Source organism: Halorhabdus rudnickae, from assembly GCF_900880625.1.
Lineage (GTDB): Archaea > Halobacteriota > Halobacteria > Halobacteriales > Haloarculaceae > Halorhabdus > Halorhabdus rudnickae.
In genome coordinates this window covers 752,574-773,917 of record NZ_CAAHFB010000001.1, presented here as the reverse complement: position 1 = coordinate 773,917, position 21,344 = coordinate 752,574, and the positions used below count along the sequence as shown (strand labels likewise).

The 21,344-nt window shown below is 55.1% G+C and carries 24 protein-coding genes and 2 pseudogenes; 14 read left to right on the top strand and 12 right to left on the bottom strand.

The genetic code is table 11. The features are described from left to right. Positions 1-218 precede the first annotated feature (218 nt). Both BN2694_RS03805 and BN2694_RS03800 read right to left on the bottom strand, forming a co-directional pair. Positions 219-596, bottom strand: a complete 378-nt coding sequence (locus BN2694_RS03805) for a hypothetical protein (protein ID WP_135662752.1) — start codon at positions 594-596, stop codon at positions 219-221. Between the two features lie 341 nt (positions 597-937). Next, positions 938-1,555, bottom strand: coding sequence for an outer membrane protein assembly factor BamB family protein (locus tag BN2694_RS03800; protein ID WP_135662750.1), 618 nt, complete (start codon positions 1,553-1,555; stop codon positions 938-940). 210 nt (positions 1,556-1,765) lie between these two features. On the opposite strand from BN2694_RS03800, the gene BN2694_RS03795 reads away from it, so the two are divergent. Continuing rightward, complete coding sequence (locus BN2694_RS03795) at positions 1,766-2,308, top strand: tyrosine-type recombinase/integrase (RefSeq protein ID WP_135662748.1); 543 nt, start codon at positions 1,766-1,768, stop codon at positions 2,306-2,308. A gap of 8 nt (positions 2,309-2,316) precedes the next feature. Here BN2694_RS03795 and BN2694_RS03790 read toward each other — a convergent pair whose 3' ends face one another. Continuing rightward, entirely contained in the window at positions 2,317-2,610 is a 294-nt protein-coding gene (locus BN2694_RS03790) for a type II toxin-antitoxin system RelE family toxin (protein ID WP_135662746.1), read from the bottom strand. Further along, a complete protein-coding gene (locus BN2694_RS03785) occupies positions 2,600-2,797 on the bottom strand; it encodes a hypothetical protein (protein WP_135662744.1) in 198 nt (65 codons plus the stop codon). The genes BN2694_RS03790 and BN2694_RS03785 overlap by 11 nt, the downstream gene beginning before the upstream one ends. A 410-nt stretch (positions 2,798-3,207) precedes the next feature. Between BN2694_RS03785 and BN2694_RS17365 the strand changes: the two genes are divergently transcribed. Further along, complete coding sequence (locus BN2694_RS17365; RefSeq protein WP_210408965.1) at positions 3,208-3,363, top strand: hypothetical protein; 156 nt, start codon at positions 3,208-3,210, stop codon at positions 3,361-3,363. 435 nt (positions 3,364-3,798) lie between these two features. Continuing rightward, a pseudogene (locus BN2694_RS03780) lies at positions 3,799-4,434 on the top strand (IS6 family transposase). 138 nt (positions 4,435-4,572) lie between these two features. Here the strand turns inward: BN2694_RS03780 and BN2694_RS03775 are convergent. Then, positions 4,573-5,196 (bottom strand): annotated as a pseudogene (locus tag BN2694_RS03775) (hypothetical protein); the annotation flags it as partial. Between the two features lie 345 nt (positions 5,197-5,541). On the opposite strand from BN2694_RS03775, the gene BN2694_RS17580 reads away from it, so the two are divergent. Continuing rightward, the gene (locus BN2694_RS17580; protein WP_342210796.1) at positions 5,542-5,730 is read left to right on the top strand and encodes a nucleotide-binding protein; all 189 of its coding nucleotides are present in this window, start codon (positions 5,542-5,544) and stop codon (positions 5,728-5,730) included. Positions 5,731-5,953: 223 nt separating this feature from the next. Here BN2694_RS17580 and BN2694_RS03770 read toward each other — a convergent pair whose 3' ends face one another. The 3 genes from BN2694_RS03770 to BN2694_RS03760 all read right to left on the bottom strand — a co-directional run bounded on the left by BN2694_RS03770 (position 5,954) and on the right by BN2694_RS03760 (position 9,405). Beyond that, positions 5,954-6,961 carry a universal stress protein gene (locus tag BN2694_RS03770; protein ID WP_244605352.1) on the bottom strand — a complete coding sequence of 336 codons (1,008 nt, stop codon included), beginning with the start codon at positions 6,959-6,961 and terminating at the stop codon, positions 5,954-5,956. A gap of 131 nt (positions 6,962-7,092) precedes the next feature. Then, positions 7,093-7,758, bottom strand: a complete 666-nt coding sequence (locus BN2694_RS03765) for a potassium channel family protein (RefSeq protein ID WP_135662740.1) — start codon at positions 7,756-7,758, stop codon at positions 7,093-7,095. Positions 7,759-7,875: 117 nt separating this feature from the next. After that, entirely contained in the window at positions 7,876-9,405 is a 1,530-nt protein-coding gene (locus BN2694_RS03760) for a TrkH family potassium uptake protein (protein WP_135662738.1), read from the bottom strand. Between the two features lie 401 nt (positions 9,406-9,806). On the opposite strand from BN2694_RS03760, the gene BN2694_RS17575 reads away from it, so the two are divergent. The 3 genes from BN2694_RS17575 (at position 9,807) to BN2694_RS03750 (ending at position 12,818) form a co-directional block, all read left to right on the top strand. After that, positions 9,807-9,950, top strand: coding sequence for an Lrp/AsnC family transcriptional regulator (locus tag BN2694_RS17575; protein ID WP_244605351.1), 144 nt, complete (start codon positions 9,807-9,809; stop codon positions 9,948-9,950). A 141-nt stretch (positions 9,951-10,091) separates the two neighbouring features. Continuing rightward, positions 10,092-10,505 carry a TrkA C-terminal domain-containing protein gene (locus tag BN2694_RS17570; protein ID WP_244605350.1) on the top strand — a complete coding sequence of 138 codons (414 nt, stop codon included), beginning with the start codon at positions 10,092-10,094 and terminating at the stop codon, positions 10,503-10,505. A gap of 90 nt (positions 10,506-10,595) precedes the next feature. Then, a complete protein-coding gene (locus tag BN2694_RS03750; protein WP_135662736.1) occupies positions 10,596-12,818 on the top strand; it encodes an amino acid permease in 2,223 nt (740 codons plus the stop codon). Between the two features lie 49 nt (positions 12,819-12,867). Here the strand turns inward: BN2694_RS03750 and BN2694_RS03745 are convergent, their stop codons facing one another. Further along, a complete protein-coding gene (locus BN2694_RS03745; RefSeq protein ID WP_135662734.1) occupies positions 12,868-13,314 on the bottom strand; it encodes a universal stress protein in 447 nt (148 codons plus the stop codon). A 635-nt stretch (positions 13,315-13,949) separates the two neighbouring features. Here BN2694_RS03745 and BN2694_RS03740 point away from each other — a divergent pair. The 7 genes from BN2694_RS03740 (at position 13,950) to BN2694_RS03710 (ending at position 19,936) form a co-directional block, all read left to right on the top strand. Further along, positions 13,950-15,563, top strand: coding sequence for a TrkH family potassium uptake protein (locus BN2694_RS03740; protein WP_135662732.1), 1,614 nt, complete (start codon positions 13,950-13,952; stop codon positions 15,561-15,563). Then, on the top strand, positions 15,563-15,784 hold the full coding sequence (locus BN2694_RS03735) for a hypothetical protein (RefSeq protein ID WP_135662730.1): 222 nt from the start codon (positions 15,563-15,565) through the stop codon (positions 15,782-15,784). Before BN2694_RS03740 ends, BN2694_RS03735 begins: the two co-directional genes overlap by 1 nt. A gap of 24 nt (positions 15,785-15,808) precedes the next feature. Then, on the top strand, positions 15,809-16,480 hold the full coding sequence (locus BN2694_RS03730) for a potassium channel family protein (RefSeq protein WP_135662728.1): 672 nt from the start codon (positions 15,809-15,811) through the stop codon (positions 16,478-16,480). 102 nt (positions 16,481-16,582) lie between these two features. Then, a complete protein-coding gene (locus tag BN2694_RS17360) occupies positions 16,583-16,849 on the top strand; it encodes a hypothetical protein (RefSeq protein ID WP_210408907.1) in 267 nt (88 codons plus the stop codon). 399 nt (positions 16,850-17,248) lie between these two features. Then, positions 17,249-18,352, top strand: a complete 1,104-nt coding sequence (locus BN2694_RS03720; protein WP_135662724.1) for a universal stress protein — start codon at positions 17,249-17,251, stop codon at positions 18,350-18,352. Beyond that, a complete protein-coding gene (locus tag BN2694_RS03715) occupies positions 18,345-19,421 on the top strand; it encodes a DHH family phosphoesterase (RefSeq protein ID WP_135662722.1) in 1,077 nt (358 codons plus the stop codon). Before BN2694_RS03720 ends, BN2694_RS03715 begins: the two co-directional genes overlap by 8 nt. Continuing rightward, complete coding sequence (locus BN2694_RS03710) at positions 19,418-19,936, top strand: Lrp/AsnC family transcriptional regulator (protein WP_135662720.1); 519 nt, start codon at positions 19,418-19,420, stop codon at positions 19,934-19,936. The genes BN2694_RS03715 and BN2694_RS03710 overlap by 4 nt, the downstream gene beginning before the upstream one ends. 427 nt (positions 19,937-20,363) lie before the next feature. Here BN2694_RS03710 and BN2694_RS03705 read toward each other — a convergent pair whose 3' ends face one another. From BN2694_RS03705 to BN2694_RS18225, 3 genes are all read right to left on the bottom strand, one after another. After that, on the bottom strand, positions 20,364-20,723 hold the full coding sequence (locus tag BN2694_RS03705; RefSeq protein WP_135662718.1) for a hypothetical protein: 360 nt from the start codon (positions 20,721-20,723) through the stop codon (positions 20,364-20,366). A 312-nt stretch (positions 20,724-21,035) separates the two neighbouring features. Then, a complete protein-coding gene (locus tag BN2694_RS17890) occupies positions 21,036-21,167 on the bottom strand; it encodes a hypothetical protein (protein ID WP_280176664.1) in 132 nt (43 codons plus the stop codon). A 6-nt stretch (positions 21,168-21,173) separates the two neighbouring features. Continuing rightward, positions 21,174-21,332 carry a DUF7556 family protein gene (locus BN2694_RS18225; protein WP_449272212.1) on the bottom strand — a complete coding sequence of 53 codons (159 nt, stop codon included), beginning with the start codon at positions 21,330-21,332 and terminating at the stop codon, positions 21,174-21,176. Positions 21,333-21,344 lie beyond the last annotated feature (12 nt).

Below are 21,344 nucleotides of genomic sequence, written 5' to 3'. Positions count from 1 at the left end.
GGCTCACCGCGCGGGTTCGGGGCCTCCTCGCCGATATCGACCTGATCGCCATAGAGAGCGCGTCATAGAACTATTTCCAAGATGGTGTGTTCTATGCGAGGAGTGAAAACAACTGCTCAGGGAGTATACGTACCACTTGTTTGTCTCAGCGTTGAGTGAATTGAAGATAGTATCAAGTCTGTCCACTCTCGAACCGTGCTTCGGGTTAGAGCATGAAGTTACGCCACAACCTCGCTATATTCTATATTTTCTCCATCTATCGTGATGTGAATGCCATATGCTTCATCCGATGGAGCGTCCCATTCATACTGGTTTTCCTGGCCGTCTTCAGTGGATACACGAATACGATGTACCCCTTCTCTGTTGATTGGATTTTCGTACGCGTGATTGCCATCTTTCAGTATCGTGATGGTATTATTTAGGATGTCTCGGTTGTCGGAAAGACGAGTAACCAGCGTAGTAATTGTAGTTTCCTGATCCCGACGGTTGAAAATTGCTAAATCCGGTACGTCGTTATTCTCAAACCCGAGACAACCGGTTGAGGCTGCTGCTGCTCCCGATAAATGGAGGTACTCTCGTCGTGACAATAGAGCCATTATATTGGTTCGACAGTTACCTTCGGTAAATACTTTGTTTCCATTGAGGTTCACTGACCGCATGCACCCCTCTCCGAAGACACCCGCGCATTACGCACACGCTCGCGAGCGACTCGTGTGCATATCGAGAGAACTGATATTCTCGACGTGTGTACCCTGGGAGTCACATGTAGCGATCAGTTCCTCAAGATAGTGAGCTACCAGAACTCCATCAGGAATCGGCTGCAAGATACAATGCGCGTATCTTGCACAGGGTTAGATCCAGAATCAGTCAAATCCGAGTGCTCACTACAATTGTTTAGTCAGCGGGAGAGATCCCGAGGGGGTGGTCCCTGTCTGCATTAGTCGTCGTTCTTGCTTGCACGTGACGAGAGCAGATAGCCTGCGCCACCGAGGCTCGTCAGCGCAGCCACCACGCCAAACCCTGGCCCGCTCACACTTGTCGTCTCCGTGGCTGGTTGGCCCGGCGTCTCCGTGGCTGTCTGCGTCGGTGACTGTGATGGCTTCTGCGTTGGAGTCTCAGTTGGTGTTGGTGTCGAAATATCGATGGACTGACCAGCATGCTGCCAGTCTCCGTGATGACCCAGTGCTTCGAGCATCGCCCGTGACCCTTCACTAGAACCTGAGACACCTGCATCCACCGCAAACACACCCTTTGATCCAACATATAGCGTCCCATCTACCACTGTCGGTGAACTGTCCACATCAGCACCAGGATTGTGGGCCCACTGTTGTTCGCCTGTCTTCGTGTCCACTGCGTACAGGGTGGAATCCCGAGCCCCGACGAAGACAGTGCCGTCCACCACCGTCGGCGAGAAGACCCCCTCCCAGCCCGTCTCGAAGACCCACTCTTGCTGGCCGGGCGCGGCCCGCACGCTCGTGGTCGTCGTAAGAGAGAGGCTGCCAGCCCCCAGCGCCGCGCCGGACTTCAACACGTCACGTCGGTGCCAGCGGTCCATGCTATGAAGGGACACTTGAACACAACGAAAAACTTCTGATTTATAACTTGGTGGACAGGATCTTTCTTGTCTTGCGACGACGTTTACGGCCCTCTCAACAGGTAACAGTGTTTTTGGACTGTTACCCGCCACCCCCAATTTCGCCGTGATCACCGGGGGAGTGACCTGTCTTTTGTAACCTCTCTCGGACAGTCCCGGCGTGGATGTCACATGAGTTGGAAACGCGAACCCCTCGATGACGACGAACTCGATCGCCTCCTCGAGGCAGCCAGCGGGATGGACCTCGACCACGAGTTTACTGTCCGGACGCTCGCCCACACTGGCCTCCGGGCCGACGAGTTCGCTCACCTACGGAGTGAGTGGATCGACTGGCAGCACGAACACCTCCGGGTGCCGGCCGAAGCCGACGGCTGGACGCCCAAGACCGACGACGCCGCCCGGACCGTGCCGATCCGCGATCCCGACACGCTGCGGGTGATGCGGGAGTTCTTCAAACGCAACGAAGCGGTCGGCGTCACCCGGAAGGCGATCTACGAACGCGTCGTGCGCGTGGCCGAGCAAACGGATCTCCGCAAGCGCGTGACACCGCACGTCCTCCGTCACACCTACGGGACGCTGATCGCCCGGAACGGTGCGACCGCCCAATTCATCCGCCAGACCATGGGCCACGCCGATCTCTCCAGTGCGAACGACTACATCGAGTGCATCGGCCGCCAGCTCGCCGACGAGGCCGACGACGTGTGGGGTGACTAAAAAATCGGTTAGAATCCGTATCGGTTGTGAGCGTCGTCGATCGTCGTAATATCGACCACTCGAACCTCTCGTTCGTCTTCACGAACGACGTAGAACGCAGTATGCGTCCGACCGATATGAAGCCGATAGAGTTCCTCACCGTCAACGACCAACTTCTCCATATCGCCGGAACCGGAGCCCGGGCGGGGATACGGGTCGTCTGCCAACTTCCGAAGATTCTTCTTCACAATCCGCTTACTCTTCTCGTCGAGGGCGGATACATACTCCTGGGCCTCGTCTCCGATGAGTATACTATAGCTCATCGAGCGGCGTCAGCTCCTCGCTGTCGGCTTCGCGGACTTCCCGTGCCCGCTCGGCGAGCTGGTGCCGCTGGTGTTCTTGAATTAGCTCTTCGAGTAATTCGTCGTACGTTTCGCCTGCGGCCTTGAGTTCGTTTAGTTCGCGCCATCGGTCTTCCGTGACGGGAATTCGTTTGTTTGCTTTCGACATGGCGATTGAGTGCTTTGTTGTTTCACGTTCATCCCCGTTTTAGCAGGCGTGAACCCATTATCCGGTGAGCCTGTTATCCGGGGGGAGGGACGATCCGTTGTTCTGACGCCCAGCGCCACCTGCACGCCATTGTTCGGGATTCGTGTGCTGTCCTTACAACGCTTACAATGTAAGCGCTTCGGTCACTTCAAGCGTTCCACGCATCCTGATCTTGCAACTCTGACTCTCCCTCTCCCGCAACCGCCCCCACCTCGCCGACCTGTCTTTTACCGGACCAGCATCCAGCCCCGGGTATGCAGCACTGCAAGTGCTGTGGCACCCGACTGAAGCGGTTCAAAGTCGGGGTGTTCGGCTCGACGTACTGTACCGACTGCGTACCGCTCTCGGCCGTAACGGGGGTGACAGCGTAGATGGCGTTTGGCAAGATTGACATGAACGGCGCGGTCGTGAGTCCGTTCTTCGTTCTGGCATCGGGCGTCAGTGTCGGCCTGTTTGACCTGCGCTGTTCGGGCTGGACTTCGCCGATCCGCTGTTTCGGCTGTGGGAGCGCCCAAGGGGAATTTTGAGAGGGGATCTGTGTGTATTCGAGGATCTGGCACCCAGGGGAAGACCTCAGTCTTGGAAGAGACGTGGTCAAGAGCACGAATCTTGCTATCGAGATTGTTGGTCTTAAGAAGTCAAGAGGGCGATATGGGTCATTATCTCCACTGTTCGCTGAACGCGTTCTCTCCCATCGTTCTATATATTTCAAGTATCATTTTCATCCTCTGCTTCTTGATCTTGTTCTGACTCCTCTTTTTAATCGTCTCCCGCAATTGGGATCGTATATGTACCACCTCTCGTCTCGGAGTTATGCATTCTCTTGAGATCTTCATCAGCTTCGATATAACATTCGACATGACCAAGCTGTTCTTCAAGTTTATCTTTTTCGTAGAAATCAAACTCAACGGCGGTGTTCAGATAAGGGTTGAAGAGTGAGGCGTGACGTTTTCAAAGTGATAATGCCCGAAAACGCACGCCTCAGCGGTAATATCGACCAGATAGACTTAGATTTTGTGGAGCGAGAAGCGACACCGCGATTTCTGATGAAACTTAGTATTCAACTCCATCTCGCTTGATTATCGCTTTCGAATACTATTTTATTTCTCGACATATCTGGTGTCAAACGGGCGCGTTCGACTGTCCATAACTGGGTGCACAAGGCCGATCTACAGCCCGAAGATGGACAGAGTCCAGGTCACGTTGCGGTCGACGAAACCGTGATCCGACTCGATGACGAGCGATACTGGCTGTACGCCGCCGTCGATCCCGAAACAAACGAATTGCTACATACAAAGCTTGAGCCGACGACTAATTCAGTCATCGCTCACGCGTTCTTTCACGATCTGCGTGAGAAACACGACGTTGACGACGCGGTGTTTCTCATCGATGGGTCGCATTCGTTGAAAGACGCCTGCAACCGACACGGTCTCGATTTCAGATACGAAAGACGTGGAAATCGGAACAGCGTCGAACGTGTCTTTCGTGAGGTAAAACGTCGAACGTCTTCGTTTGAAAACTGTTTTAGCCACGCCGCTGCAGAAACAGCCGACGATTGGCTCAGATCCTTCGCATTTGCATGGAACCAGCTTATCTGAACACTATCCGTAGGTAGCACGCAAAACCTATCTATTCCAGTTTGGGCTTGCGATAAACCTTCGGAAGCGATCGCTGTGGTGGAGTGAATATTATAATCGAAATCACACTCAATCAATCGGCCTTCAACGGATCTGGTTGGGAAGTGCTGCCCGCTCGAAACCGTTGTCGACGATCTGTGGTCCCATTTGGGTCTGCTCGCACTCTAGGGGGTGGTCGGTGACCGTCGTAACCTGTTCGGCGAATTCGTTACGTTCGTTTCGAGTAACGAGCACTGGGATGTCGTACCCCTCGGCGTAGGTCACTAATCGGGCGAGAGTTCTGGCTTGAAGGGTTTTCGCTTGGGTCTCACCTAGAAGAGTATCGTCGGCACGGTACTGGGCGTCAACGGCCGGCACGACGATGAGGGCAGGCGTGTGGGGCGACGTGTCCTCGTCGCGACCTGGTGCCCGTCGACCGGCCGCCCCGGAATCAGCGGTGGGTTTCCGGATCGACTTGTTCACTGCCGTCGGGAGATCACAGATGGCGCCGTAGTGCTGGTAGGTAGTGAATCCGCGTGCCACGTGGATTCAGTTGAGCAACCGTTGACTGGGGGCTATCTGCGTCAGCGTGGCCGTCGTCGCGTGTCCGTCTGCGTCGACCCAAAAGGCGGGTCCGTCGTTGAGGAGGAGGTGGTCGAGCACGAGCGACTGTAGGATCGGGACGCCGCGGCTTCCCTCGACATCGAGCAGCGTGATGCCGTCATCGAGCTGTGGCAGCATCATCTCGTCCGTAGCTGGATCGGCCTGGTCAGCGAGGGACCGATTGCGGTCAGCACCCCGCGTCGAATGAGAGTTCATCTACAAGTCACCCCAAAAGGTGGGTAGCGACCGTACGACGAGTCAATTTGTCATCCCGTGACCCTAGGCGACGAAGTCAGAAGGTGCTGTTAACCAACACATGGTAAGACTATTCCCAAATGTTGGTTAACAAAACTCCAACCCAATTGACTACTCATGGTCAAGTCGCCAGCAATCCCTTGTGGGTTCCTATAGGGTGTAGTTGATTAATATCTGATGTACATTTACTGCTACAGAATTCACTATAAGAACTGCTGTAGATAAATCTCGATGGGTGATACATTGCGGGCCGCCGCTTTCTTGGATACAGGAGGAACTGGAAAAACAACGACCGTTGCGCACGTCGGCGTCGCGCTGGTGGAGCAAGATTACGATTTCCTGCTCCTTGATCTCCCCGGCACAGAGGACGATCCGATAACTCACCGCACGCACGCATATATGGCGTCACACCCGCTTTGACCCCACTGATGAGTCATTGTCTCACTCGTTTACGGATCCGATATACGCCCAGTGGAGTGACTCAGATCCATCGGTTTGTTTTTCAAGAGTTACACGGTGGAAAATCGGTTGTGTATCATCTGATAACTATTGAACGACGAGGAACCCTTTCACGTCAGGATCAAGGCGCAGAATCTCACCGGTAGCCTCTTCACGAATCCGATCCGCTACCACTTCTTGCCGTTCACTGAGACTCATTACTGTCCATCGCATCAATACCCTGTTTCCAGTGGTAATAGAGTGATCGCATTGTCCGATCGGAATCCCTGGCTATAAGTACTCGTACCCTACTCCGCTCCGTGAGTGTTTCCTGAACCGACTCGAACACAAGGTGTTCAAGTCTGGATTGCTGTTCTGGCGCACCAATCGCTGTGAAGTCGTGCATTTGGGCCGTCTCGACGATTACCTCGGTGGGATCTGCCGCTTCTTGAATTTCGGTCTCCACCGTCACCGCTGGACCCAGAACGTATTCTGCAAATTTGAGGAGATCTTTTGCGTCAGCCCTTGATTTCCCAGATGCGTCGGGATCAATCACGTGAAGAACCGTGACTGGCGCGTCTGCAGCACTGGCCACCGCGCGAGCTGCTTCCGTAGCGAGCGCCGAGTGTGGTCCAGTTCCGACAGGCAGCAGTACCGAGTCAATGGTGTCTGCTTCGGATTCGGCCAACGAAGCGACCGTGTTCCCGTCGATGTCAGGGATATACAGCGCGTTGCTTCCACTTTGGGTTCCGAGATTTTCGACAAAGACGTCGCAGTCAGCCTCTGCAAGGACTGCATCTATCGTGCTCCGAGAGAGGAACCCGCCTTCGTCGAGACTCGTTCCCCGAAGCAAGAGGACAGCCATCTCACGTCTGGACTTGAGTATATCCAGTATACCGTTCGTTGGATCGGTTACAACGCGAACGGTCGCAGTGACCGAGACATCCTGGCCAAGGTCTTGAGCGATATCGACGATCCGTGTCAGTTGAGATTGTCGCTCCTCGACAAATTTGACACCAGGAGACGAATCAGACGTGTTCAGTTTGCCTGCTTCTATCTGCTCTCGCACCGCTTTGAGCGAGGATTCATCGTCGGCGGTTGCGAGTCCGAGCAGGAGAACTCGGCCATCGTTGTCCTCGGCGAGGGCAACTGCTGTCTGTAGCAGCCGTCGAACATTGATTCCCGTCTCCGGATCGAGAAGTCCACTTGTCACGGGTACGACGATGGTATAATCCGGCACCTGAATGACCGGTCCGCTTCGAATTGCGTCATCGCTCTCTGAATCTCTTGACGGTTGTTGGACAGCGATATGGATATCGGATTCCGCACGGTCAGTTGTCATCGTCACGGCCTCGTGAATGCTCCCGTGACTCGGTCAGTCGCCCCGTTTCTGGCGAACACGGTCACGGTGTCGCCTGCCTGAAAGTCAGTCTCACCGCGGGGGATGAGCAGTTCTTCATCTCGGACGATTGCGACCATGATCGTCTCTTCGGGCAGCAGATCTTTACTGTCGGCGTCGCTCAGACTGAGCCCGGCGACTGGCGCCCCTTCCTCGACCGTGACCTCGAAGATCTCGGCTTCCCCAGCGATCTCCATGAAGTCTTGGATCTGGGGGCGCTGGACAGCCCGATAGAGGTACTGGCCGTTGAGTTCGTGTGGACTCTCGACGATATTGACACCCAGGTCCCCGAACAGTTCCCGATGCTGGGGGTCGTTGATCGAACTGACGAGGTTCTCGACGCCGTACTGTTTCCCGAGCATCGAGATCATGAGGTTTACCGAATCGCTTTCCGTCGTCGAGATGAGCGCGTCGGCCTCTTCGATACCTGCTTCGAGAAGGATTTCTTTCGACGAGGCGTCGGCGTTGATGACCATACAGTCGTAGGTTGTGCTCACCTCCTCGGCCAACTCCGTATTTTGTTCGATGACGACGACTTCGTGGTCGTCCTGGCTGGCGAGTTCGATGACTTTGCTTCCGGTGCGGCCGGCGCCGATTACGATAATGTACATAGTGTGTGTCGAGGTGGAGTATTTAGCGGGCGACTCGTCGAGGGCTATCTCCCAGCCTCGGCGGCCCCGGAACGTCGAGTACGATTGGTACGGAACCTTCCTGAGCGTGCATACGATCTACCTCCGGAAAATGGTGTTTATCGTGACGAGGATGGGGATGATCTCGAGGCGTCCCATCCACATCTGGACGATAAACAGTATCTCCGCGATAACTGGCATGCCGGGCCCAGTAATCCCGGACGACAACCCGACGGTCCCCTGTGCGGTTGCGACCTCAAAGATCGCGTCCGCGAGGGTAAACTCCGAGGGGAGGACCGCGAGTAGCACGAACAGCGAGAGGCCCAGGAGGATGAGATACGCGAATGCGAACGTCGCCGCCGAGCGAATCTCGTCGTTGGCCTCGTCGGCTTTGAAGATCTGTTGCCCAATCCGGAGATCGTCGATCGCGTGCTCGGGGCGGAACACGCGTGAGACTTCCCAACTGATTCCCCGTCCGATAATGTAGCCACGGATAATCTTGATCCCGCCAACGGTTGCCCCGGCCGCCCCACCGATCAACATCGCGCCGAGGACGATGAACAGCACCGACCCGCTGTTCCAGTCGCCGATTGCCGACGTCTGCCAGCCCGTGGTCGTCAACCCGCTGATGAACTGGAATAGGCCGTCACGAAGCGCGTCACTCGTCGCGACGCGCGCCACGTAGCCCACCGGGTCGCCGTTGTACGGGACGCCGACCCACCGGGCAAGAAACGCCGTCAGCCCGATCACGCCGACGACAAAGAACGCAAACATCGTTCTGACCTGTGGGTCGCGTGTGAATTCGCGAATATCACGCTCGGAGAGGGCGCTGTAGTACACGGGAATTGCGATTGCGCCCGTCACCATCGCTGGAATATGCACGAGTTCCATCGCGTACGACCCGTAGCCTGCAATCGAATTGTCGAGCGTACTGAACCCACCTGTCGACTGCCCGGTCATCGCGTGATTAATCGCATCGAAGATTGTGTTCTCGATGCCGTAGCCTGGCTGGATGAAGAACGTTGCGGCAGCGAGATAGACGGCGACGATTGCGGTGACGCCGACGTAGATCTTCCAGATGGCACGGGCAGTACCGGCGATGCTCGGTCTGAGTCTCTCACTGCGGGCCTCGGATTCGTACAGCGAGATTCCTGCCGTACCGTGTGGTTGGCGCAAAATCGCCAGCGAGAGGATGATCATCCCTGCACCACCGATCCACTGCATCTGTGATCGATACCAGAGGAAGGCATTTCCCACGGACGGCTCGTGAACGCTCATCGTCAGGCCAGTGGTAGTGTACCCGCTCATGGCCTCAAAGAACGCGTGCAATGGGTTCTGGAAGTTCAACAGACTCGATTGATACCCTGCCCCTGCAGGGATCAAGGATTCGATCACGCCTGGCGGTGTGATATAGGCCGCAATAATGAACGGGAGGGCACCGAAGAACGCGGTCGCGACCCAGCCAAGGGCAGCGACGATCATCGCGTGGTGTCGTTTCGGTTCCGGGGCGTCCTCACAGGATTTGTACGCAAGTCCACCGACGAGCGTGGTGATACCTGCTGCGATGAGAAACGACAGTCCGGTGTACCACTCTTGATAGAGGAGAGATACGATGAGGGGGACAAGCATTGATCCACCGATGAGAACCTGAAGCCCACCGATGTCTCTGATGACCGTCTTCGACGCAGTGCGGAAATTCAAGCGACTAGCGTTGGATGCCAGCGATGGATTGGAAGGAGACATAGTTCGTTGGTTCGCGTTCAGGTGAGTGATGACTTGGGTGCTATGGCAGAGCGGTTCCCGCAAGTCGGACTCATTCGCTGTTCTGTCATCCACTGATTTACCAAAGCATATAAATGAACTGGTTCAATCACTCAAAGCGAAATATATACCGGTAATTATTGGTCAAACCAAAACGAGAGTCGTGCTGGCCCGAGTCCAGATCAATTGTCGCCGGCGGAGAGCAATGCTGGGTATGAGCAACCGTTTGGATGAGGTAGATAAGCGAATCCGTTACCACCTGGTTCAGGATGCCCGGAATACGTCCCCCCGAAATTGCCAAAGAAGTGAACGTCTCGGCGGGGACGATTCGAAATCGAATTTCACAGCTCGAAGATGCCGGGATTCTTCGGGGCTATCATTCACTCGTCGATTATCCACAAGCAGGTGGCTAGCTGACTAATCTCTATATTTGTACATGCCCAGTTCCGGATCGAGACCGACTCTCAAAACAAGTCGCGGAACCCCTGGTGTCTAGCGTTCGACAGCTGCTGAAAGGCAGGAACAATCTCCACGTGACTGCCGTCGGAGACGATATGCAGGAGCTCAACCGGATAGCGAACAATCTCTCCACGATTGGGTTGGAGATTGAAGAGGAGAATTCACTCCAGAGCGAACAACTGCTCCCATACGATAAATTCGGTCCAGCCGAGTCCCAAGATGGGCACACGATTGCGGACTTTATGGAGCTCTCCGGCGGTGCCGAAGTCCTGGAACTCACTGTCTCCGCTGATGCCGACATTGCGGGCCTCGCGTTGCGTGAAGCGAACGAAAGTGACGTGATTCAATCGGATGTGCTGGTGGTCTCTATTGAGCGTGACAATGAAGTGATTACTTCTCGTGGAGATACCGTGGTCCGTCCCGACGGCCTGGTAACACTCTTGTGTCGCGGGGGGGCTAACGCGGGAAACCGTCGATACATTCGGCGACCACATGTAAGCACAAACTGACCCGAGACCGGCCGATTTAACTCGCTACTGTTTTTGGTTTTATTTATGAGCCTGTCGTGGAGTTGGATTATATTGGAGGCTAGCTCATAAATGCCAAAATCTCTAGAACGTGACCTCGGCCTCTATGCAACACTCACGATCAGTATCGGTGCGATGATTGGGAGCGGTATTTTCGTCCTCCCTGGACTCGCTGCGAAAAAGACCGGGCCGAGTGTCATTCTGGCATATCTCCTCGCGGGAGTACTTGTCTTGCCGGCTGCCCTCTCGAAAGCAGAGATGGCGACAGCTATGCCAGAGGCCGGCGGTACGTATCTCTATATCGACCGAGCAATGGGCCCGCTTCTCGGAACGATTGCGGGTATCGGCTCTTGGTTCTCGCTCGTCTTCAAGAGTGCCTTCGCTCTCGTCGGACTCGGCGCCTACGTTCTCCTCCTCGTCTCGATTCCAGGGGAGTACTTGGTGTTTTTGAGTCTCGGCCTCGGTGTCCTGCTTGTCATCGTTAACGTTGTCGGGGTGAAACAAAGTGGCCGTTTGCAGGCAATCATCGTGAGTCTAGTATTGCTCTCGCTGGCCGCGTTCGCGCTCTCTGGTATCATCAATGTAAACAGTACGAATTTTAAGCCGTTCACCACGCATGGTAATGGCGGTGTGCTCGCAGCAACGGGCTTCGTATTCGTCTCATATGCAGGCGTCACGAAGATTGCGTCCGTCGCCGAGGAGGTCGAGAATCCGGGACGGAATATCCCCATCGCGATGATCGGTTCGGTCGTCGTGATGATGCTCGTCTACACGTTGATAGTATTCGTCGTCGTCGGGGTCTCACCGCCGAACGAGCTGATGGCGAACGATATGATCACACCGATGGGACTTGCTGCTCGGCAGTTCGCGGGTCAGTGGGGTGAACTCACCGTCGCAATCGTGGCAATCTTCTCGCTCACGAGCATGGCGAATGCTGGCATCCTCTCATCGTCCCGGTTCCCGTTCGCAATGAGTCGTGACGAACTGGCCCCTCAGCAGTTGCGCTCGGTCAGTCCTCGCTTCAAAACGCCGATTGCGTCCGTCTTGTTGACCGGTGGGTTACTGCTCGGTCTCATCGCCTTTCTCCCGGTCGTCGAACTCGCGAAGCTGGCGAGTGCGTTCAAAATTCTCATCTTCTCGTTCATCAACGTCGCCCTCATCGCATTTCGCGAAAGCTCTCTCGAAAGCTATTCCCCCCAGTTCACTTCGCCGGGCTATCCGTGGGTACAGATTTTTGGCCTCGTCGGCGGGATCGTGTTACTCACACAGATGGGTCTAGTCGCAATTGGTGGCGCGATCGGAATAATTCTTGCAGGGATTTTCTGGTACCTGATCTACGGCCGAGAGAAAACGGAGCGACAGGGGGCAGCTCTCGATGCAGTCCGTCGGTCTGCCGACGCACAGTCGCTTTCCCAGGTCGAACGGGCGTTCGTCGAGGAAAGTGGAGCGGTTCTCGTTGCCATGGATGAACAGACGACACATTGTCGCGAACGGGCACTTCTCACAGCCGCGGCAAGCGTCGCCGCCCAGAGTGACGGGCAAGTTCACGCTGTCCGGTTTGAGGAAGTCCCAGAACAGCTAACGCTCTCATCGGCGACCGAGATGGACGAATCAGACCGCGAGTTCGAGCGAAAGACACAGGAACTCGCTGAAGAACTTCCTGTCCCGATTCACGCCCAAGAAATCATCAGCCACAATCGACGACGGGCTGTGATCAACTACGCCGAAGATATCGAAGCGGACCTATTGTTGGGGGAGTGGGAGCCAGACCGCTATCATGCAGAGCTACTCGGAAGCGACGTTGACTGGTTCATGGAACACGCGCCTTGTGATACAGTGTTCCTTCGTGACCGGGACAGCACCACCGTCGACGAAATTACTGTCATTACTCGTCGTGGCCCATATCGACCGCTCAAGGTCACTCTCGCGGACGCCCTTGCCGTCCACCACGATGCACGAGTCCGATTCCTCACTGCCATTGACGAGGACGCCTCTGATAACCAGGAAACTGCAACACGTGAGTATCACCGTAAACTCGAAACACTCTGTGAAGCCCCGACCGCCAGTGACGTGGTTCGGACTACAGACCTCCTTGACGACCTCGTTTCAGCGGCACAAGGAACTGATATGGCCGTCATCGGGACCGTTGCCCATTCACGGATTCACGAGTTCGCATTCAGCGATCCCGCAACAGAGATCAGCAATCGGTTGGACGCAACCGTCTTGCTAGCTCACCCACGAGAATTGAAGAGTCAAAGCGTCGTTCGGGATATCGTAGAGAGAATCGCCTTCTAATTGTATCCATTCCCGAGACATTGTCGCTTTTTCAAGGAACGTCCACGGTCTATCCGGATAGCTCGTCGGATTGGTCAGGCAGCACGAGAACCGGCACGTCGCTTTCGTTTACGAGTGTTGTTGTCACATCTCCAGTGAGTAGTTTCAACCAGCGGCTTCCACCTCGAGGAGTAAATACGATGGCGCTGGCGTTGAAATCGTGCGCGGCTTCAATAATTGCGTCACCGACGTCGGTTCCGTATAGAAACTCGGTCTGGAAGACGATATCGTTGCCTTGGAGTTGTTCTCTAACGATCTGGAACATCTCTTTAGCAGCCAGCTCCCGTTGCTCGACGGACGCCTTGTCAGGGGCGCCACCGGCCTTCTCGATGACGTGAACTGCGATCACTGCGCGAGGGGTGCCGTCTCCGTATCGCAGTAGCGCCTCGACTGTCGCTGCTGCATCATCCTCGTTCGCGACTGGAACAACGACTCGACTGAACAAGGATTGTGCCATTTAAATCACGCGACGAAATCAGGGTGCCAATGTCATAAATCCACTTGCCAGGTAGTCAAATCAACGTCGTGAGAACTGTGGTATACGTCATTCGCAGCAGCCTGCTCCGAAACCAAAGCCGATGCATGTGGCCAGGATCGAGGTCTCGTTGTGAATTCGGCCTTCGCCCTCCGTTAGGAAAGCGAGGCCGATGAGGAAGCCGGTCCCAAAAGAAATAACCAAACCCGAAAGGGAAGTGTTCAGATGCGGACTCAATCTGCATGCGACAGCTCTGAAAGCTCTCACAAGTTTCGGTCCCGTGCCTCGCTGCGCGCTTCGGCCGCGTTGCGGCCTGCAGTGCTTACATCGTCGGGGTTCCCGAAACTGACTCGCCTTTTCATTCCACCAGGATTCGGGTGGGTGAAAAGCAGAAACAGACTTCTTGCCCGGTGCTTATCTGAACACTGCCTGGATGCATGAGAAGAATTGACATGTGTGGTAGGAGTAACGAAATTTGCTCATAGCCTCTGCTAGCTGCCGGAGGTTTCTCACTGACGGGGCCCGTCTTGATACTGTTACTTCCTTGCACAATCTGACAGTCTATTCGCTGTCCGAAATCAGCCGATTTAAACCCCTGTTCAGCAAACGGATACTGTATGGCGAATCGTCTCGGGACGATTGCTCGTGACCTCGGACAGATGCTCGAGGCGCTAGCAGGACTCATTCTCGTCTCCGTTCTTATCCCCATTGTCTGGCGAGAGTGGTGGGTCGTTCCCGGAATCGTCCTTTCAGGAATACTCCCCTTGCTCGTTGGCGTTGGACTGTCGCGGACCTTTCAGGACGCAGATGATCCAGGTCGATTGCATGGGATGATGATTGCCGCCTCCGGATGGTTCTTCGTCGCAGTATTCGGCTCTATTCCCTTCCTGCTCATTGCCTGGACAGCGCAACTTGACCCCTCTGTCTTCGAAGTCCCGGCCCGGTTCACGACCGAAGGAACCAGGACGTTCAATACACTCGCCGCGTTTCAGAATCCACTCAACGGCTTTTTCGAAAGTATGAGCGGGTTCACCGGAACCGGACTGACGATGACTGACAACGAGGCGGCCCTCCCGCACACACTCCAATGGTGGCGTTCGTTTATCGAGTGGGTTGGTGGTGTGGGCGTCATTGTCCTTACGACTGCGATCCTCGCACGCCCGGGGAGTGGATCACTCACGCTCTATGAGAGTGAAGCACGCTCGGAGAAGATCCATCCCAGTATCGTTTCCACCGTCAGGACGATCTGGTGGATCTTCCTCCTGTTCACGTTCTTCTCGATTCTTCTCCTGTGGCTGGCGGACATGCCGATGTGGGATGCGATCAATCACGCGATGACTGGACTCGCAACTGGTGGGTTCTCGATTACGGATAACTCGATCGGTACGTACAACAGCGTCGCCATTGACTTCGCACTCATCCCGATCATGATTCTTGGGAGTATCGCGTTCCCGATCCATTATCTCATACTGCGGGGAGACCTCCGGAATCTCTACACAGATCTCCAGACTCGCTGGATATTCATTTTCTTTAGCCTCGGAACGTTGATTTTGACCGCCTTCCTGTTTGCTCAAGGGTTCTACCAAACAGGGACGGTCGCCGTTGCTGGAACCGTCCTTCAGGGACAGGCAGCAACGCTCTTTCAGACGTTTCGATATGCTCTCTTCCAGTTCGTCTCGGCGGCGTCGTGCACCGGGTTCCAGACTGCGGGCTCGCTTGGACCGGGATGGTCAGCGCCAGCACAGTTGACAGTCGCATTCGGGATGGTTGTCGGAGCAGCTGCCGGCTCAACCGTCGGTGGTATCAAACTCATTCGGTTGCTCACCCTTGGAAAGGGCATCCTGTTTCGTATCCGTGGCGTGTTCTACCCGTCGAGTGCTGTTCGCACGTTCCGACTGGATGGCAGGGCGTTATCGGATGACGAAGCATCCCAGGAGTTCGAAGAGGCCGCTATCATCACGTTCCTCTGGCTTCTGTTCCTCGGCCTCGCTGCATTCGTCTTGATGGCCGCGCTTCCGATGGGTCCAGAGGGATACACCGTCGAAAACGTTCTATTTGAGGTCGCTTCCGCACAAGGCAACGTCGGGCTTTCGTCGGGTATTACCGGACCTGGGATGCCAACGGTCACGAAGGCCATGTTCTTGTTCAACATGTGGATCGGCCGACTCGAAATCATCCCGGTGTTAGTGCTTCTGCGGGGTCTGTTCGTCTCGATGGAGGTGTATGACTAATGGGGTTCGAACAGATTCCCTTCGTTGGCTCGCTCCTCACGGCTGGCGCAGATGACGCTGTATTCGATGCGCTGCTTATTCTCGGGCCGATCGTGATTATTACAATCACGCTCCTTGGCCGCAGTATACCATCGATCCTACTCGCAGTCGGCTATACGGGTGGGTTTGTCGCCTATATCGCATATAAAGGGTTGCTGGAAACTACGGAGAGAAACACTTAGCAGTCCCGAGATTAACGTATCAGCATGTACATTATAGTTGTCGGTGCGGGGGCCATAGGCTCCCAGGTGATCGATCTGCTGACGAGGACCCAAAACGAGATCGTTGTGATCGAGACGAATACAGAGATCGCCGAGCAGGTGAGCCGTGATTACGATTGTCTTGTTCTGAATTCCGATGCGACAATCAAAGACACACTGATCGATGCCGGTGCAGACCAGGCTGATGCGGTCATCACTACAACCGACCAGGACGCGACCAATATTATGGTGATGTTGTTGGCCGAGGAACTCGAAGTCGAATCTAAGGTCAGCGTTGTACAAAACCCAGATCACATGGAGATTTTCCGTCGTATCGGTGTGAACGTCCTCGAAAACCCACAGCGGCTTATCGGAGAGTATCTTGTCAGGGCCGTGCAGCGTCCATCGGTGAAAGACTTCATGTCGTTAGCGGGTGAAGCGGAGGTATTCGAAATCACTGTGACAGAGGATTCCCCTGTGGCCGAGACAACACTGCAGAAAGCGGACTCCGCTGGGCTTCTGGGTACCGATGTACTCGTGGTGGCAATCGAGCGTGGTGAGGAAGTGTTGACTCCGCGTGGGGATACTGTGATTCATGCCGGGGATCTTCTTACGGTATTCTCGAAAGAGGGCGTCACTGGCGAGGTAATGTACACATTCACAGGGAAGAACGAATAAGCCCCAGTCCCTCATAAAGCATCCTCGGCTAGTTGTTTCTGAAGCCTGAGTTCTGTGGCGGAACGGTTGCACTGTCGGTCTCGACGAGAGAATCTTGCACGAATGGTCAGAGGGCTGTCGCTGTCGGCGGCGGCTGCCGCCGACGCGACAGCGTCGCCACTCACACCGCAAACCAACTCGGACAGGAGTTACCGGGTAAACCGATCGTCTGGTGGTCGGTTCGCGGGGACGGCCCTTGTGGTGCGTCGGGCCGTCCACGCGGCCCATCGAACCATATTCACGAACGCGAGCGAGGAGACGTGGCGACAGAAGCTCTCACGGAAGTTGACGGTAATCTACTTTGAGTTCATTCCGCCCGCTGAGGCCTAGCCCTCCCAGTCAGAACTTACTTTGCTACAGTAGATGCTTGTAAACGCCTGTCAAACGTGTTCCCGCTCAAGTTATAAATCAGCCGGAAGATAGATGAATACGTTGCGTTGGGCATAAAAGCAGCTTGTCTGATAGTACCTACACTGGAGCAGCCAGCTTTAGGAGGACTCAGAATTTTACGACTAATTCTTTGTAAAACTCTGTAGGGATACCGAAAACGATTTTTACTCTATCGTACTTTCTCCCCGTACCACCCATCATGATATACTCACCCGTCGCCAGGTGGGTAGCTGATAGCGTATCGGTTCCCCACATGAGCGGCACCTCGCTGTATTGGGCGATCCACCAAGAGGAGCGCCAGTGGGTATCCGACCTATCCGATATCTCTTTGGTGTGGACATGACAGATCCAATGTCGGTTCCAGTTCAGCACCCCGATGGAACGCTGAAGACATCCTCAATAGCCGCTCACGGGCCCGTTTCATCTCCGTCATACGATATTTTAGTTCCCCTCCCAGATGCTAAGACAGTCGATTACGACCGGTTGGATATCCATCGGCTCCTACGAACTCCGCTCGCCATTGCTGATGATCGAAACGGTTCGGTGACGATAGCCAGCATCGTAACTGCCCCGAGTGAGATCAGCCTGAACAAGGTGGCCGATGCGAGTTTCTCGGAGGAAATGACCCGGGTTATCGATCTCGCACGGAAACGGGTGGCGAAGATCAAGGATGCCGTGGCCGATTGTCGGGAAGACGTGCCAGTGTCGGGGTTAGTTATCGTAGGGCACGTACCCGATGACGTGTTTGCTGAGTGTACAACAGGTGAGCGCTACGATGCCATCTTTCTCGCTCAGGGTAGTAGGAGTGAGCAGCGACTATGGGATGAATCCTTGTTCAGCACGATCTTGGAGACCGCGGCTTGCGCCGTCTATCTCGAAACACTGGGCACAAAGACGGACCTCTTGGTGGCGGATCCGGAGGACGAAACAGACCGAGACGAAACATCGTCCCTAGACGATATTTCTAGCATCCTACTTGCCGTTGGCACAGGTCCTCATTCGGTTCTCGGAGCGGAGACTGCACGAGCTCTGGGGAGTACCTACGGGGGGAGTATCCGTGGAGTTCACCTTTCCGAAAGTACGGACGCGGAGCGCCTTCAGCAAGGGCGCAAGGCGCTCGACCTCACAGAATATATCCTTTCGGACCTCCCCGACGCCGAGTTTGAATCACGGGAATCTGATAATGTCGTGGCTGAACTCCTGCAGGAGATCGAGAAGTACGATGTTGCGATTCTCGGCGCGCCGACGAAGCAGCCGCTTCTCCAACGGTTGTTTGGTCAGTCGCTTCCAGACGAGTTAGAACCGCAACCGACGACCTCCATACTCACCGTTCGCCAACCGTCTCACGCGCTGGATTCGGTTTATTATCGGTGGAAACAGGCCATCGAACGCACCCCTGATAGTGAGGAGTCTCCGTCTCTAGAGGGGTTTGAGCATGTCTGAGTTGACGGGGCTATCGGAACGATTTCAATCGACCACCCCTCTAGCGACGCTGATCGATGACTCAGATATCGACCACCGGCGATTTCAGGATCTGATAGCCTCGACTGATTCACTTGCGATTCTCTGCCACGACAACCCCGATCCGGATACCATCGCAAGCGCCCTCGCACTGGAAGCGATTGCTAAAGAGTGGGAGGTACCAGCCGTCGATATCGTACATGGCGGGACAGTAACGCATCAACAGAATCGAGCGATGATCAATGTTCTCGATATAGAACTGAGGTCGATTACCCAGGTTACCCTCTCTGACTACGGACTCGTTGCGTTCGTCGATCACGGTATTCCGGGACAAAATAACTCCGCACCTGAGGATATGACGCCGGACATCGTCATTGACCACCACCCAGCCGACGAGATCGAGGGCCAATTCGTGGACCATCGGCCTGCAGTTGGGGCGACGGCGACACTACTGACCAGGTACTTGGAAGTATACGGTATCGAACTGGATGCACGCCTTGCGACAGCCCTCTTGTTCGGCCTCCATCGTGAAACGCTCGATTTCAACCGTGGGACAACATCGACAGAACACGCAGCTGCGTGTGTTCTCCACCCGCATGCAGATCACAACATCATCGAAGAGCTGACCAACTCGGTGTTCACACCGGAGACGATTAGCGGCATCGGTGATGCGATTGCCAATCGAGAGGTCCGGTCGTCCTGTCTCGTTTCCTCTCTTGGCCGGATTCGTGAACGCGACATTATCCCCCAGGCTGCTGATTACCTCCTCCAGTTGGAGGGTGTGAGTACGACCATCGTGTACGGTATCGTTGACGACAATGTCTGCCTCAGTGGTAGAACGAGCAATGCTCAGCTTCATATCGGCGATGTGATGAAGGAAACGTTCGATCAGGTAGGGAGTGCGGGTGGCCACCACGATATGGCCGGTGGACAGGTGCCCCTGGGCTTCGTCGGGTCGGTTGACGACGGTGATGACGCCGCAATGGATCTGATCAACCAGTCGATGAAAGCGCGCATCTTCAATGCTCTAAAAGGGTGGACTGAAACATGACAACCACTTCACCGTCTGAACACACGCGGGATTCAGTGTATGAGACTGACGCTATCGACGCGCAGGTTCTCTCTGACCTCCTCCTCAATGCACGCGGTCTTTCAACTTCGGATACAGCAGCACGAGTCGATGTGACACCGGGAACGATTCGAAACCGAATCGATAAACTGGAATCGAACGGGGTGATCGAGGGCTATGAAACCCGTATCGATTATCAGCGGCTCGGGTTTCTCCCGGTACTTTTTGTGTGCACAATATTGCCGGATGAATACGGGAGTATCTCCCAAGAAGTCGGACAACTTCCAGCAGTAACTCGTACTCGAGTCATCCACAGTGGCAGCCGCAACTTCCATGTTGTCGCTATCACGAACTGTCAAAACCAACTTGCGGCCATTCAAAATGATCTGGCCGGGTTCGATATCGAGATCGAATCGGTTTCGCTGATTAACTCCGATCAGATATTCCAATTCTCGGGGTTTGGATGTACAGAAGAGGACACCCACGAGGAGCCATGACCACCGAAAAATCGTCCTCCCAGCCGATCTCGGCGAGCCGAGCCTCTTCGACCCAGCAGCGGCCAAGCGGACCGTCACGATATAAGTCTTGGCGCCCTCGCTGGTAGTCGTCGCTTCCTACCGGTGTTCGTGGTGCTGCTATGGGCAGCGTTCGGATACTGAGCGAGTGTTGATTCACACCCATAATAGTCGGTTGTGAGCGAAGCGATCCGCGACCGCAGAGAATGGCTCGACGCGAACGGCGAATGAAGTGAGCGTGAGCAAGCGGAGGTCTCGCGGACGAAATGAATGAAATGTCAGTGAGATTTCTCACCAGAAGGCGGCAAAGGGTGGGCTGTGACGAAGACACCGGTCCAGCCGACCACGCCGCTCGGTGGGTCTACACTCGTGGCGGACTCAAACCCAGTTACCGTTTCGTGACTGGAAGTCAAATGGCACCTTCGCCGGATAGGAATTGATCACGCTCGAGTATCAGATAGATCCCGACGCAGAGCAACAAGAGGGCAACGAAGAGCCCCACAGGTTGCTGAATGAAACTCCCGATAATACCGATGACGGCCAGTACGATGGCGCCTTTCCATGCCCATGACCGGGTTTTCCAGAGACCGATACCGACCACAAGGTAGGCAATCGAGAGTCCGCTGATCAGACCCAGCGGGAGCAAAATTTCGGATGGCACTGGTCCGGTGGTCACAAGTTGAACGATCTGTACTCCATTCAACAGACCCATCAGCAACCAGATGACAGAGACAACGCTGATTCCGAGGGGTGGATGCGAGCGATCCATAGTTAGTTATCCAACCCAGCCCCCATAACGGTTGATGTGTGTCACCGTTACTTACCACAAAAGAACCGATACAAATTCGAGTGCCTGTGGGAGGACAATTCGGAGCGTCCCTCCGCTGAATCCCGAGGCGACGTAACAACAAAGCACGACGAGTCGATCACGGGGCGTCTCGAACCCCGTCAGAAATTCATAGAGGTGTAGCGAGACCGCGGAGTTGACATCCTCCTCCGCCTGAAGGCGGAGGAATCCCGAGTCAAGCGAATCGAAGATTCGCGTACATCGCGAACCTCCGGTTCGCTCAGCGTTGGGATATTATGGTTTGCAGTCTCCCTGTTCTCTCGGTGCGAACCGTCCGCTCTCGCGGTCGAACAGGAAGATCCCGAGCAGTCGACCCGTCTCGAGCGGCGACCGACCCTCGATGGATTTAGGGGATCGAACGGCCATCAACCATCACCGGGTATCCTCTAGGTCAGCAGTGACCGCCTGTGCAACGGACATCCATCGATCTTCCCGTTCTAGATCCGCGATCACGAACCGGCCGTCATCGAGGGCTCCCATGACGGAACGAGCTCTATCAGTGTCAGGGTCGGTTTCTTGGGCAATGTACATCGCTTGGATATA

Coding starts and splice junctions, on each gene's coding strand:
- BN2694_RS03805 (WP_135662752.1), bottom strand. CDS start 596: ATGGCTCTATTGTCACGACGAGAGTACCTCCATTTATCGGGAGCAGCA.
- BN2694_RS03800 (WP_135662750.1), bottom strand. CDS start 1,555: ATGGACCGCTGGCACCGACGTGACGTGTTGAAGTCCGGCGCGGCGCTG.
- BN2694_RS03795 (WP_135662748.1), top strand. CDS start 1,766: ATGAGTTGGAAACGCGAACCCCTCGATGACGACGAACTCGATCGCCTC.
- BN2694_RS03790 (WP_135662746.1), bottom strand. CDS start 2,610: ATGAGCTATAGTATACTCATCGGAGACGAGGCCCAGGAGTATGTATCC.
- BN2694_RS03785 (WP_135662744.1), bottom strand. CDS start 2,797: ATGTCGAAAGCAAACAAACGAATTCCCGTCACGGAAGACCGATGGCGC.
- BN2694_RS17365 (WP_210408965.1), top strand. CDS start 3,208: ATGGCGTTTGGCAAGATTGACATGAACGGCGCGGTCGTGAGTCCGTTC.
- BN2694_RS17580 (WP_342210796.1), top strand. CDS start 5,542: ATGGGTGATACATTGCGGGCCGCCGCTTTCTTGGATACAGGAGGAACT.
- BN2694_RS03765 (WP_135662740.1), bottom strand. CDS start 7,758: ATGTACATTATCGTAATCGGCGCCGGCCGCACCGGAAGCAAAGTCATC.
- BN2694_RS03760 (WP_135662738.1), bottom strand. CDS start 9,405: ATGCTTGTCCCCCTCATCGTATCTCTCCTCTATCAAGAGTGGTACACC.
- BN2694_RS17575 (WP_244605351.1), top strand. CDS start 9,807: ATGCCCGGAATACGTCCCCCCGAAATTGCCAAAGAAGTGAACGTCTCG.
- BN2694_RS17570 (WP_244605350.1), top strand. CDS start 10,092: ATGCAGGAGCTCAACCGGATAGCGAACAATCTCTCCACGATTGGGTTG.
- BN2694_RS03750 (WP_135662736.1), top strand. CDS start 10,596: ATGCCAAAATCTCTAGAACGTGACCTCGGCCTCTATGCAACACTCACG.
- BN2694_RS03745 (WP_135662734.1), bottom strand. CDS start 13,314: ATGGCACAATCCTTGTTCAGTCGAGTCGTTGTTCCAGTCGCGAACGAG.
- BN2694_RS03740 (WP_135662732.1), top strand. CDS start 13,950: ATGGCGAATCGTCTCGGGACGATTGCTCGTGACCTCGGACAGATGCTC.
- BN2694_RS03735 (WP_135662730.1), top strand. CDS start 15,563: ATGGGGTTCGAACAGATTCCCTTCGTTGGCTCGCTCCTCACGGCTGGC.
- BN2694_RS03730 (WP_135662728.1), top strand. CDS start 15,809: ATGTACATTATAGTTGTCGGTGCGGGGGCCATAGGCTCCCAGGTGATC.
- BN2694_RS17360 (WP_210408907.1), top strand. CDS start 16,583: ATGGTCAGAGGGCTGTCGCTGTCGGCGGCGGCTGCCGCCGACGCGACA.
- BN2694_RS03720 (WP_135662724.1), top strand. CDS start 17,249: ATGACAGATCCAATGTCGGTTCCAGTTCAGCACCCCGATGGAACGCTG.
- BN2694_RS03715 (WP_135662722.1), top strand. CDS start 18,345: ATGTCTGAGTTGACGGGGCTATCGGAACGATTTCAATCGACCACCCCT.
- BN2694_RS03710 (WP_135662720.1), top strand. CDS start 19,418: ATGACAACCACTTCACCGTCTGAACACACGCGGGATTCAGTGTATGAG.
- BN2694_RS03705 (WP_135662718.1), bottom strand. CDS start 20,723: ATGGATCGCTCGCATCCACCCCTCGGAATCAGCGTTGTCTCTGTCATC.
- BN2694_RS17890 (WP_280176664.1), bottom strand. CDS start 21,167: ATGGCCGTTCGATCCCCTAAATCCATCGAGGGTCGGTCGCCGCTCGAG.
- BN2694_RS18225 (WP_449272212.1), bottom strand. CDS start 21,332: ATGTACATTGCCCAAGAAACCGACCCTGACACTGATAGAGCTCGTTCC.